We start from the raw sequence: 12,575 nt of genomic DNA on the forward strand, positions 1-12,575 counted from the left end.
GGCCGTTCGACGTGCAGTATGTCCGGCCGGTGCGACAGCCGATCACGGCGCGTGCCGCGGCGGCCGTCGGGCGGCCGGTCGCCGACGCCGGTCGCCGGCGGCGATGACCAGGCTGGCGCCGAGCAGGATCAGCGCGCTGCCGGCCAGCAGTAGCCGGTCGCCGGGCAGTCCGGTGGCGGCCAGGGGGGCGGCCGCGCTGCTGCTGGCGGCGGCACTGCTGGTCGGGCCGGTGCTGGTCGGGCTGCTGCTGGTCGGGCCGGTGGCCACGACCACGACGGCGATGGTGGCCGCCGGGGTGCCTGCGGTGGTCGTGGCCGGCGTGGCTACGACCGGCGTCGTGGCGAGCCGTGGGTCGTCCTCGCAGGCGACGCCGTCCCGGTCCCGGTCCAGTTCGATGCGGTAGCCGGGTTCCCCGGCATTCAACGGCCGGCCGATCGCGTCCCACACCTGGGTGCAGTTCTCGTAGAAGACCCCGGCCGTGCTGGTCGCCGTGGTGGTCGCTGTGGTCGCCGGCGAGCCGGTGATCGCACCGGTGTCCAGGGCCGCGTCGGTGGGTGACGCCGGCTCACCGGAGGCCGACGCGGGATCGGCAGCCGTCGGGTCGGTGGCGGTACTGACCGAGGAGCTGGTTGGCGGTTCCGGCTCGGCGGCGATCGGCACCGGGCCGGCCGTGGCCAGGACACCCAGCGATCCGAGCGTCGCCACCGTGGCGACCCACCCGCGCCACGGCCGTCGTCGAGCCATGCCACCCCCAGCGATCGGCCCCCGAGCCGGCCTCAGACTACGCCCGGCGATCGGTCGGTGACCGACTGTGGTCCGGACGGCGGCGGAAGGAGGTCCGAGGGGGTGGTCACGGACGCGATCCTTCTGCCGAGCGGAACCCGGACCGAGCTCGGGATCACGCCGGGTGCGGGTGTCGGTGCTCGATCGAGGAGGTTGTCGTCCCACTCAGCGGTACAAGGTCGTAGGTGATCGGGAAAAGGGTTGGGAAGGTATGTCCACCGGCGAGTACGGAGCGGCTTTCAGCACGCAAAGCCTCTTGGCGTCGCCGGTGATTCGTCCATCTGTCCAGCATTCTTCGGACGCGGACGCCCGGCTTCGGCCGGTGCTGTGACCTGAGCAGACCCGCAGCGTGGCGCCCCGTCGCCACCTGCCCCGATGGTGGGAGATTTCATTGGCCGGGAACGCAACCGAGTCCGGACGTTCGGTGACGAGCAAGATCACCTCGATCCTGATGACGTTCACCGAGGGCAGCGAGCACTCGTTGACCGAAATCGCCCGGTTGGCCGGTCTGCCGGTGTCCACCGCCCACCGCCTGACCTCCGAGCTGGCCTCCCGGCGGCTGCTGGAGCGCACTGAGGACGGCCAGTACCGCGCCGGCCTGCCGCTGCGCACCATCGGCGCGACCAACTCCGCCCCGCCCAGCATCAGCGGACGCGCCCCGTACGTGCTGGAAGATCTGGCCGCGGTGACCAACTGCCGGGCCCGCCTGGGCGTGCTGCGCGAGCTCGAGGTCGCTTACATCCAGAAGGATCCCGGTCCCCAGCCGACCACTTCGTTCTCCAACGCCGCGACCCTGCCGGCGCTGGCCACCGCCCTGGGCCGGGTCCTGCTGGCCTTCTCGCCCCAGCGCACCGTCGAGATGACCATCCTGCGCGGCCTGCGCCAGTACACCCCGCACACCGTGACCGCGCCGGCTCGCCTGCGGCGCGCGCTGGGCGTCACCCGGCTGACCCGCGTCGCGGTGGCCAAGTGGCAGCTCGAGCCGGGGATGTGCGGCGTTGCCGTGCCGGTGTTCGGCTCCGGGGGCGAGGTCGTCGCCGCCATCGAGCTGGCCGTGCGTGATCTGGGCACCGACCTGCAGCCGATCCTGGGCCCGCTGTCCATCGCGGCCCGCAGTCTGTCCCGCGAGCTGGCCGGCGCCGCCGCGCCGCAGCCGGTCGCCGAACCGCGACACCTGGTGGCCGTGGGCCACTGACGCCCGCCCGGCCGGGTCACAATGGCTCGGTGGCTCACCTTCTCCCCGGCATCAGCGCCGCCCGCATCCCGACCGACCGGCTCGCCGTCAACGTCCTGCAGCTCGACGGGCGGGCCGGCATCCCGGTTGTCCTCGTGCACGGCAACGTCTCCTCCGGCCTGTTCTGGCAGCAGCTCATGCTCGATCTGCCCGAGCAGTACCGGCCAATCGCCATCGACCTGCGCGGATTCGGTGACACCGATCCCGAACCGGTGGATGCCACCCGCGGCGTCGCCGACTACGCCGACGACGTCCGCGCGACCCTGGCCGCCCTGCAGATCGAGCAGGCGCACCTCGTCGGCTGGAGTCTGGGTGGGGGCGTCGTCCTGCAGTGCCTGATCGACGCCCCGTCCACGTTCGCGTCGGTCACCCTGGTCAACCCGGTGTCGCCCTTCGGCTTCGGCGGTACCTCGGGCCCGGACGGCACGCCGGTCGAGCCGGTCGGCCTGGGCTCGGGCGGCGGCACGGCCAACCCGGGCTTCATCGCCCAGCTCGCGGCGGGGGACCGGTCGGCGGACAGCCCCCTTTCCCCGCGCAACGTGCTGCTGGCGCACTACGTCAAGCCGCCGTTCGTCCCCGACGGGCTGGACACCCTGGTCGAGTCGATGCTGTCCACCCGGCTCGGGGAGGATCACTACCCGGGCGATTTCACCGTCACCGACGTCTGGCCGGGGGTGCTCGCCGGCGGCCGCGGTGTGCTCAACACTATTTCCCCCAACAATCTTCGACTCGATGACCTGTCGGCGCTGGCGGTCAAACCACCGATCCTGTGGGTCCGCGGCGGCGACGACGTGATCGTCTCCGACACCAGCCTGTACGACTTCGCCCGGCTCGGCGAACTCGGCGTGGTGCCCGGCTGGCCGGGTCCGCAGGCCTACCCGGTGCAGCCGATGGTCAGCCAGACCCGGGCCGTGCTCGAGGAGTACGCGGCGGCGGGCGGGGCCTACCGGGAGGTCGAGATCGCCGGCACCGGGCACTCACCGTTCCTGGAGAAGCCGGCCGAGTTCCTGGCCGCGCTCACGGCGACCCTGGACTCGGCCGGCTGAGCCCTCAGGCCGGCCGGGTGGCCGGTGCGTTGGCCGCGGTCATCGCCGGATCGCGCACGACCACCTCGCCCAGGGCGTCGTCGATGCGGGTCAGCACCTCCGGCGTCAGCTGCACGTCGATCGCCTTGACGTTCTCGGCCACCTGTTCCGGCCGGGAGGCGCCGACCAGGGCGGCGGCGACGTTGTCGTTGTGCAGCACCCAGGCCAGCGCCAGCTGCGCCATGGTCACGCCCAGCTCGTCGGCGACCGGCCGCAGCCGCTGCACCGCGGTGAGCACCTCCGGGCGCATGAACCGCTCGATCATCCGGGCGCCGCCCTTGTCGTCGGTGGCCCGGGACCCGGCCGGCGGCGGCGCGTCGGGCAGGTACTTGCCGGTCAGCACGCCCTGCGCCACCGGGGACCAGACGATCTGGGACAGGCCGAGTTCCCGGCTGGCCGGCACCACCTGATCCTCGATGACCCGCCACAGCATCGAGTACTGCGGCTGGCTGGAGATGAGCTGGATGCCGAGCTGTTCGGCCAGGGCGTGGCCCTGCCGGATCTGGTCCGCGGTCCACTCGCTGACCCCGATGTAGAGCGCCTTGCCCTGCCGGACCACCTGGGCGAAGGCCTGCATGGTCTCTTCCAACGGCGTCTCGGTGTCGAACCGGTGCGCCTGATACAGATCGACGTAGTCGGTGCGCAGCCGGCGCAGCGAGGCGTTGATGGACTCGGCGATGTGCTTGCGGGACAGGCCGACGTCGTTGTGCCCACGGGGACCGGTCGGCCAGTAGACCTTGGTGAAGATCTCCAGCGATTCGCGCCGCTGGCCCTGCAGGGCGTCGCCGAGCACCGACTCGGCCGCCCCGTTGGCGTACACGTCGGCGGTGTCGAAGCTGGTGATCCCGGCATCCAACGCCGCCCGGACGCAGGCGGTGGCGACATCGTTCTCGACCTGCGACCCGTGGGTCAGCCAGTTGCCGTAGGTGATTGCGGAAATCTTCAGGCCGCTGCGGCCCAGGTATCGGAACTCCATGAATCCCAACCTAACCCTGCCGCCATCGCCGACCCCGGGGACATGACAGCATGACCCGGCGAGCGATCGGCGGGAGGACGGACGAGTGCGGCGAATTCTGGTGGTGGCCAATCAGACCCTCGGTGGGGATCATCTCGCCGAGGTGATCCGGGCCCGGGCGGCCGAGGGGCCGATCGAGGTGCTGCTGATGGTCCCGGCCACCCACCACACCGACCTGCTGGTCGCCCTGGCCCAGGCGTTCGCGGTGCAGGGCGGGATGCGCCCGCCCGCCCAGACCTACGGCGGCGACGTCGGGGCCAAGGACCGGGCCACGGCCGGCGTGGCCTGGCTGGCCGGTTTGGGGGTATCGGCCACCGGGGAGATCGTCGGCCACGACCCGGTGCCGGACATTCGGGAGACGCTGTCCGGCCAGCCGGTTGACGAGGTGATCGTCTCGACCCTGCCGGCCGGCGCGTCCCGCTGGCTGCATCAGGATCTGGCCCACCGGATCCGCCGGGTGACCGCAGTACCGGTCACCGTGGTGACCGCCGAGCACCCGGACCCGGCTCAGCCGTAGATCGCGATCACCACCGCGGTGTCGGCGGTGATCGCGGTTCCCGCGGGCACCGACTGGCTGGCCACTCGGCCGCTCTTGCCCCGGGGTGGCGGGCCGGCGTCGGTGACGGTGACCGCGGTGGCGCCGGCCGCCCGGAGCAGGTTCTGCGCCTCGGCCCGGGTGCGCCCGACCAGGGCCGGCATGGTGATCTGCTTGACCCCGACGCCCACGGACACCGGTGTGCCGAGCTTGGGCACCACGGACCCGGCGGCCGGCTGTTGGCTGACGATCGCGCCGATCAGGTTCGGCGACGGGGCCGGCGCGGAGGTCGTCCCGATCGTGCTGGCGTCACCGGCCCAGCCCTGGTCCTGCAGCAGTCCGGCGGCGGCGTCCCGACCCCGGCCGACCAGCGACGGCATCACCATCAGCGCGTTGTTCGAGTAGTTCAAGGTGATCGGGCTGCCTTCGGGCACCCGCTGCCCGGGCGCCGAGTCGGTGCCGATGACGACCCCGCGGGGCTGGACGCCGTCCTGTTCGACGCCGACCGCGCTCAGGCCGGCGCCGGTCAGGATAGCGGTCGCCTCCTCCACGCCGACCCCGACGATGCCGTCGGGCACGGTGACCAGGGTCAGGCCGGTGCCGACGGTGACGATCACCGTGCTGCCCGGCGGGGCCGCCAGGTGCGCGGCGGGGGACTGGGCCAGCACCTTGCCTCGGTCCGGGTCGGCGGACGGCTGCTGCTGCTCGGCGTAGGTCAGGCCCACCGCGGACAGGGCGGACCGGGCCTGATCCGGGGTCAACCCGGCCAGGTCGGGCAGCGCGACCGAGCTGACGCCGCGGCCGACGACCAGCGCCACCGGTGACCCACCGACCACCTGGGTCAGCCCGGAAGGCCGCTGCTGCACCACCTTTCCGACGTCGGCGGCACTCGAATCGGCCTGGGTCACCGCGCCGGCGGTCAGTCCCTTGTCGGCCAGGACCTGCCGGGCCTGATCCAGCGGCATCCCGGACAGGTCGGGCACGGCGATCGGCCGGGCCGGCGGCGGGGTGCCGAGCACGCTCATGGTCAACCAGATCGCGGCGGCCAGGGCCAGGGCGCTGACGATGCCGAACCCGACCGCGGCGGCGACCCGACGGGAGCGGGGTGGCGGGGCCGGTTCGCCCTCGTCCACGCGCCGGTTGCGGGTCGGCGGGGCGAGCAGTGGCGGCGAACCGACCGGCCCGGGCCGGGCCGCGCCGACGGCGGCCAGGGCCGGGGTCCCGACCCGGACCCGGGCCAGGTCGGCCCGCAGATCGGCGGCCGACTGGTAGCGGTCCAGCGGGTCCTTGGCCAGCGCGGTCAGCACCACCGCGTCCAGCTCGGCCGGCACCGACGGCGCCAGCTCACCGGGCGGCCGGACCGGTTCCCCGGCGACCCGCACCGCGACCGCGACCGCGTCGTCGCCGGTGAACGGGACCGTCCCGGTGAGCAGTTCGTAGAGCAGGCAGCCGGCGCCGTACACATCGGTGCGGGCATCGAGCGGTTCGCCCCGAACCTGTTCCGGGGCCAGTGATCCGGCCGCCCAGGCGGGCAGATCCGGGGCCGCCCCGGCCGGCCCGGCGCGGCGGCCGGCGGGCATGTTCCCGGCCGGCGCGAAGGTGGTCGGCATGCCGAAGTCCATGACCTTGACCGACTCCCGGTCGCCGTCGCGCGCCAGCATCACGTTCTCTGCGCGTACCGCCCGGTGCAGGATGCCCTGCTTGTGCGAAAAGTCAAGGGCGCGGCAGACTTCCGAGACCAGGGCGACGGTCCGGTCGATCGGCGGGGGACCGTCGGCGTCCAGTTCCGCGCGCAGGGTCCGGCCGTCCACCCATTCGGTGACGATGAACGGGTCGCCGGCGTGCTCGTCCTCGGGTGGCAGCTCGCCGGTGTCGTAGACCGCGACGATCCCGGGGTGATTGAGCACGGCGGCCGCGGCCGCCTGCTGCCGGAGCCGGGCCCGGAACGCCGGGTCCTGGTGGCGATCGGCTCGCAGCACCTTGATCGCGACGTCGCGCTGCAGGCGCAGGTCACGACCGCGGTGCACCACCGACGTGGCGCCCCGCCCGACCTCGTCCCCGATCTCGTACCGGCCCGTCACCCGATCCTCTCGGCAGAGTCCCGCTCGCCCGTGCGTCGACCGGTGAACGGCGACCTCGACCGTTGACCGGTGAAGGCACCCCGTTGCCCTCGTGTGCCCCATTGTTCCCCGCATGGGCGAGATCGAACAGGTCCGCCCCGTCCGGGGTCCGGCACAATCAGCGGCGTACCAGCTGACAAGGAGGCCAGTGATGGGCGTGTACGAGCGGATCCGGCAGGCGAGCCTGGACGATCCGGAGACCTTCTGGCTCGACGCGGCCGGCGCCCTGGACTGGTCCGTCCGGCCGGCCCGGGCGCTGGACGGCTCGGCCGCCCCGTTCTACCGCTGGTTTCCGGACGGCGAGCTGAACGTGTGCGCCAACGCCCTGGACCGGCACGTCGAGGCGGGTCGGGGCGAGCAGGCGGCGCTCATTTACGACAGCCCGGTCACCGGCACCGTGACCACCCGTACCTACCGCGAACTGCGGGACGAGGTGGCGCGCTTCGCCGGGGTGCTGCGCGACCTCGGCGTGGGCCGGGGCGACCGGGTCGTGGTGTACCTGCCGATGATCCCGGAGGCGGCGGTGGCCATGCTGGCCTGCGCCCGGATCGGTGCGATCCACTCGGTGGTCTTCGGCGGGTTCGCGCCCCGCGAGCTGGCGGCCCGGATCGACGACGCGCGCCCGCGGGTGATCGTCTCCGCCTCCTGCGGGATCGAGGTGAACCGGGTCCTGGAGTACAAGCCGCTGCTGGACCAGGCCATCGAGCTGGCCGGGCACAAGCCGGAGCACTGCGTGATCCGGCAACGCCCGCAGGCCACCGCCGCGATGGGCGAGCGTGACGTCGACTGGGCGGCGGCGATGCAGGCCGCGACGCCGGCCGACCCGGTTCCGGTCCGGTCCACCGACCCGCTGTACATCCTCTACACCTCCGGTACGACCGGCAAACCCAAGGGCGTCGTGCGCGACAGTGGCGGCTACGCGGTGGCGCTGGCCTGGTCGATGCGCGGCATCTACGACGTCGGGCCCGGCGAGGTGATGTTCACCGCCTCCGATGTCGGGTGGGTGGTCGGCCACTCCTACATCGTCTACGGACCGCTGCTGGCCGGCGCGACCACGGTGCTCTACGAGGGCAAGCCGGTGGGAACGCCGGATGCGGGCCAGTTCTGGCGGGTGGTCGCCGACCACCGGGTGAAGAGCCTGTTCACCGCGCCGACCGCATTCCGGGCCATCCGCAAGGCCGATCCGGACGGCGCCTTCGTCGGCAAGTACGACGTGTCGAGCCTGAAATATCTGTTCCTGGCGGGCGAGCGGCTCGATCCGGAGACCTACCGGTGGGCCGGCGAGCTGCTGGGCATCCCGGTGATTGACCACTGGTGGCAGACCGAGACCGGGTGGGCCATTGTGGCCGATCCGGCCGGCGTCGAACTGCTGCCGATCAAGGCGGGCTCGCCGACCCGGCCGATGCCCGGCTGGGATGTGCGGATCCTCGACCCGTCCGGGGCGCCGATGCCGGCCGGCGAGGACGGCGCGATCGCCATCAGGCTGCCGCTGCCGCCCGGGGCGCTGCCCACCCTGTGGGGCGACGACGAGCGGTACCGGCGCTCGTACCTGGACACCTACCCGGGGTTCTATCTGACCGGTGACGGCGGGCACATCGACCAGGACGGCTACCTGTTCGTGATGGGCCGGACCGACGACGTGATCAACGTGGCCGGGCATCGGCTGTCGACCGGCGGCATGGAGGAGGTGCTGGCCGGGCATCCGGATGTGGCCGAGTGCGCGGTGATCGGGGTCGCCGACGTGCTCAAGGGACAGGTGCCGCGGGGGTTCGTGGTGCTCAAGGCCGGGGTCGATCGTGACCCGGCGGTCGTCGAGGCCGAGCTGGTCGCCCGGGTTCGGGACCAGATCGGCGCCGTCGCCGCCCTCCGGGAGGTGTCGGTGGTGCCGGCCCTGCCCAAGACCCGATCGGGCAAGATCCTGCGCCGCACGATGCGGCAGATCGCCGACGGCGTCGAGGCACCCGTCCCGTCCACCATCGACGACGCGAGCGTGCTGGACACGCTGCGGCCCGTGCTGCGGACCGCGAGCGGCTGACCGGCGCCGGTCAGGACGCGGCGCGGTGCTGGGGTGCCTCGCCCAGCTCGGCCACGACCTGGGCGGCGATGACGGCCGAGGCCTTGCGCCGGTCCATGGCGGTCCGCTGGATCCAGCGGAAGGCCTCGGGCTCGGTCATCCGCCGATGGGTCATCAGCAGTCCCTTGGCCCGGTCGATCAGCTTGCGCGATTCCAGTCGCCGACTCGCGGCCTCGACATCGGCGGCCAACCGGCGCATCTCGGCGTAGCGCGCGATGGCCACCTCGACCGCCGGGATGACCGCGGCCCGGCTCGGCGGCTTGGTCAGGTAGGCCAGCGCCCCGGCGTCGCGGGCCCCGGCGATCTGCTCCGGCGTGGAATCGGTGGCCAGCACGACGACCGGCGCGATGCGCAGCGCCGTGATCTCGGCCAGGGCCAGCAGGTCGGCCGAACCGGGGGCGATCCCGGCGACCACCACATCCGGTCGACGATCGCGGATGAGGCCGACCGCGTCGGCGGGCTCGGCCGTGTCGCCGACCACCTCGAATCCGTCCTCGGCCAGGATGCCGGTGATACTGCGTCGGGTCAGCTCGTCGCGCTCGCACACCACGGCTCGCCGGACTTCCCGAGCCTGCTCCGAAGGCAGCCCTGGGGGCAGGGTCGGCCCGCCCGTCCGCTCGATGCCCATGGTCTGTCTCCGTCTCTCGCACCGCGCCGTGACCCAATGAACTGGACCGATTGCGGACCGACCGCCGAGGCAAGTCGATCTTGTTAGCAACATTAGCTGAGAATTAGCCAACTCAGCTAACCCATACTGTGACCACTCGCACGCGTCGGCCGCGGTTCACCCGATTGGGGAATCGACGCGTTCGCTCCGGCCGGTTCAATCGGGAAATCATGTGCCACCGATCACGTTTCACCCGAAGTTAGGCCAGTCCCGCTCGTTCGCAACCCTGGGTCTTGCCCTGGGTAATCGGGCCAGGGAAATCCCTGGGGTTTTCGGGTGAGCCCGCCCCGGATCGGCCGCATCCGAGCTGACGGCGATCACTGTGCGGCGCAGCCGGATCGGGGCCGTTCGGCCCATGATCAACAGAGGGTGACGCTGCGGATGCGCTACGCCACGGCCGCGGCTAGGGTTCGGAACGCTGGAAGCGCTCCCACACGGTGTCATCGCCGACGGGGAGCGCGATGCACCCAACGAAGGGGAAAGGCGTCGCCACATGTCGGTCGACCGTTCGCAATCGAGTCCGCAGCCGAATCGGTCCGTTCGACCGAGTCGCCCAGGCCAACGGCGAACCGGGCGACCGGCCCGCTGGGCCGCGCTGACCGTCGCTGCGTTGACCGTGCTGGCCGTCGCCTGCGCCGGCACCGCCGCCGCTCAACCGGTCGAAAGTGCCGCGGCCGCCGGCGCTGCCGCCGCGGCCCCGGCCGATCTGGGCGCCAACGTCAAGGTTTTCGATCCGAGCATGCCGATTGCGCAGATCCAGCAACAGGTCGACGCGATCACCGCCCAGCAGGTCAACGACGAGATGGGCACCAACCGGTACGCCCTGCTGTTCAAGCCCGGCACCTACGGCACCCCGGGCAATCCGCTGAGCATCCAGGTGGGGTACTACACCGAGGTCGCCGGGCTGGGCCAGAACCCGACCGACGTGGTCATCAACGGACGGATCGACGTCTACAACCGGTGCCTGACCGACTACGCCCCCCGTCAGCCGTATTGCGTTGCCCTGAACAACTTCTGGCGGTCGCTGTCCAACCTCACGGTGAACGTGGCCGGGGGCACCACCGACTGCCGCCGCACCGCGATGTTCTGGGCCGCCTCCCAGTCCTCGCCGATGCGCCGGGTCAACATCAACGGCCCGCTGTCCCTGATGGACTACTGCACCGACCAGCCGCAGTGGGCCAGCGGTGGGTACATCGCCGACTCCAAGATCCCGGCCCAGGTCGTCAACGGCTCGCAGCAGCAGTACTACGTGCGCAACTCCACCGTCGGCGGCTGGTCCAACGGCGTGTGGAACCAGGTCTTCTCCGGCGTCACCGGCGCCCCGGCGACCAACTTCGGGGTCAAGCAGGCCGACAACCGCCTGGGCAGCTACACCAACCTGCCCACCACCCCGCTGAGCCGGGAGAAGCCCTACCTGTACGTCGATTCCGCCGGCGCCTACCAGGTCTTCGTGCCCTCGGCCCGGGCGAACTCCGCCGGCGTGAGCTGGGCCAACGGCAACACCCCGGGCCGCTCCATCCCGCTCTCGCAGTTCTTCGTCGCCCGGCCGACCGATTCGGTGGCCAGCATCAACTCCGCGCTGGCCGCCGGCCAGCACCTGCTGCTGACCCCGGGTGTCTACGACGTCGCCACCAGCATCAAGGTGACCCGTGCCGACACCGTCGTGCTCGGCCTGGGCATGGCCACCCTGACCGCAGTCAACGGCTCCGTGCCGCTGACCGTGGGCGATGTGGCCGGCGTCGTGGTGGCCGGCGTGATGATCGACGCCGGCACCGTCAGCTCGCCCGCCCTGATGACCGTCGGCACCGAGAACGGCACCTGCGCGGCGTGCTCGACCGGCGACCCGACCACCCTGTCCGACGTGTTCATGCGGGTCGGCGGGCCGCACGTGGGCAAGACCGTCAAGGGCCTGGTCGTCAACAGTGACGACGTGCTGATCGACCACACCTGGCTGTGGCGCGGTGATCACGGCCAGCCCGGCAGCGTCGGCTGGGACGTCAGCCCGGGCGATGTCGGCCTCGTCGTCAACGGCGACAACGTCACCGGCACCGGCCTTTTCGTCGAGCACTGGCGCGAGTACAACGTCATCTGGAACGGCCAGCACGGCACCGTAGTGTTCTTCCAGAACGAGCTGCCCTACGACCCGCCCAACCAGCAGGCCTGGCGCTCCGACGCCCTGGGCTACGCCGCCTACAAGGTCGCCGACTCGGTGACCACCCACGAACTGTGGGGCGGCGGCGCGTACATCTACACCAACGTCGACCCGACGATCCACCTGAGCCACGCCTTCGAGGTGCCGATCCGCAGCGGGGTCAAGCTGCACCACCTGCTGACCGTCCAGCTGCTGGCCGGGACCATCGATCACATCGTCAACGACACCGGCGAGGCCACCCCGTACCCGGAGACCGAGCCGGCCATGCTGATCGAGTACCCCACCGGCGACGTGCCCCCGACCACCACCACCCCGACCACCACCCCGGTCACCACGACGCCGACCACCCCGGTCACCACGACTCCGGTCACCACGACGCCGACCACCCCGACCACCCCGCCGGTCACCACCACCCCGACCACCCCGACGACGCCGACCGGCCCGTCCGGCACCGGGCCGACCAACCTGCGGATCACCACGACCGACGACAGCGCCACCCTGACCTGGGACGGTGACCCGTCGGCGACCTACGAGATCCTGCGCGGGGAGGCCGGCGTCCGCATCGCGACGAGCACCGGAAACACCTTCACCGACCGTGGTCTGGCCCGCAGCGTGCCCTACGTCTACTCGGTGCGGGGACCCGGTGGGGTGACCCGGCAGATCACCGTGATCCCCGGCAGCACGCCGGTCACCACCCCACCGACCACCCCGCCGACGACCAGCCCGACGACGGCGCCGACCACCGCGACCACGGCGCCGACCGGGGCCGCACCACGGAACCTGCGGTCGATCGGCACCACCTCCAGCACCATCACCCTGGGCTGGGACGGTGACCCGAACGCCACCTACGAGGTGCTGCGCGGCGAGGCGGGGGAGCGGATCGCGACGGTGAAGGGCACCAGCTTCACCG

8 protein-coding genes and 1 pseudogene are annotated in these 12,575 nt (G+C 72.0%); 5 read left to right on the plus strand and 4 right to left on the minus strand.

From position 1 onward, the window contains the following. Positions 1 to 42: 42 nt before the first annotated feature. Positions 43 to 705 (minus strand): excalibur calcium-binding domain-containing protein, encoded by a 663-nt coding sequence (locus tag NAMU_RS30430; RefSeq protein WP_041368791.1) that lies wholly within the window; start codon positions 703 to 705, stop codon positions 43 to 45. A gap of 502 nt (positions 706 to 1,207) precedes the next feature. Here NAMU_RS30430 and NAMU_RS11880 point away from each other — a divergent pair. After that, positions 1,208 to 1,978 (plus strand): IclR family transcriptional regulator, encoded by a 771-nt coding sequence (locus NAMU_RS11880; RefSeq protein ID WP_052307912.1) that lies wholly within the window; start codon positions 1,208 to 1,210, stop codon positions 1,976 to 1,978. Positions 1,979 to 2,007: 29 nt separating this feature from the next. Beyond that, a complete protein-coding gene (locus NAMU_RS11885; protein ID WP_015747652.1) occupies positions 2,008 to 3,063 on the plus strand; it encodes an alpha/beta fold hydrolase in 1,056 nt (351 codons plus the stop codon). Positions 3,064 to 3,067: 4 nt separating this feature from the next. Here the strand turns inward: NAMU_RS11885 and NAMU_RS11890 are convergent, their stop codons facing one another. Further along, positions 3,068 to 4,078, minus strand: coding sequence for an aldo/keto reductase family protein (locus tag NAMU_RS11890; RefSeq protein WP_015747653.1), 1,011 nt, complete (start codon positions 4,076 to 4,078; stop codon positions 3,068 to 3,070). A gap of 85 nt (positions 4,079 to 4,163) precedes the next feature. On the opposite strand from NAMU_RS11890, the gene NAMU_RS11895 reads away from it, so the two are divergent. Continuing rightward, on the plus strand, positions 4,164 to 4,634 hold the full coding sequence (locus NAMU_RS11895; protein WP_015747654.1) for a hypothetical protein: 471 nt from the start codon (positions 4,164 to 4,166) through the stop codon (positions 4,632 to 4,634). Here NAMU_RS11895 and NAMU_RS11900 read toward each other — a convergent pair. Beyond that, positions 4,625 to 6,733 carry a PASTA domain-containing protein gene (locus NAMU_RS11900; protein WP_015747655.1) on the minus strand — a complete coding sequence of 703 codons (2,109 nt, stop codon included), beginning with the start codon at positions 6,731 to 6,733 and terminating at the stop codon, positions 4,625 to 4,627. The two genes, NAMU_RS11895 and NAMU_RS11900, sit on opposite strands and share 10 nt — an antisense overlap. Positions 6,734 to 6,923: 190 nt before the next feature. Between NAMU_RS11900 and NAMU_RS11905 the strand changes: the two genes are divergently transcribed. Next, positions 6,924 to 8,807, plus strand: coding sequence for a propionyl-CoA synthetase (locus NAMU_RS11905; RefSeq protein ID WP_015747656.1), 1,884 nt, complete (start codon positions 6,924 to 6,926; stop codon positions 8,805 to 8,807). Between the two features lie 10 nt (positions 8,808 to 8,817). On the opposite strand, the gene NAMU_RS11910 is transcribed toward NAMU_RS11905, so the two are convergent. Beyond that, a complete protein-coding gene (locus tag NAMU_RS11910) occupies positions 8,818 to 9,474 on the minus strand; it encodes an ANTAR domain-containing response regulator (protein WP_015747657.1) in 657 nt (218 codons plus the stop codon). Between the two features lie 532 nt (positions 9,475 to 10,006). Between NAMU_RS11910 and NAMU_RS11915 the strand changes: the two are divergent. Further along, positions 10,007 to 11,896: pseudogene (locus NAMU_RS11915) on the plus strand (adenylyl cyclase); the annotation flags it as partial. Positions 11,897 to 12,575 lie beyond the last annotated feature (679 nt).

Origin of the sequence: Nakamurella multipartita DSM 44233 (assembly GCF_000024365.1) — a bacterium.
Lineage (GTDB): Bacteria > Actinomycetota > Actinomycetes > Mycobacteriales > Nakamurellaceae > Nakamurella > Nakamurella multipartita.

Coding starts and splice junctions, on each gene's coding strand:
- NAMU_RS11890 (WP_015747653.1), bottom strand. CDS start 4,078: ATGGAGTTCCGATACCTGGGCCGCAGCGGCCTGAAGATTTCCGCAATC.
- NAMU_RS11905 (WP_015747656.1), top strand. CDS start 6,924: ATGGGCGTGTACGAGCGGATCCGGCAGGCGAGCCTGGACGATCCGGAG.
- NAMU_RS11910 (WP_015747657.1), bottom strand. CDS start 9,474: ATGGGCATCGAGCGGACGGGCGGGCCGACCCTGCCCCCAGGGCTGCCT.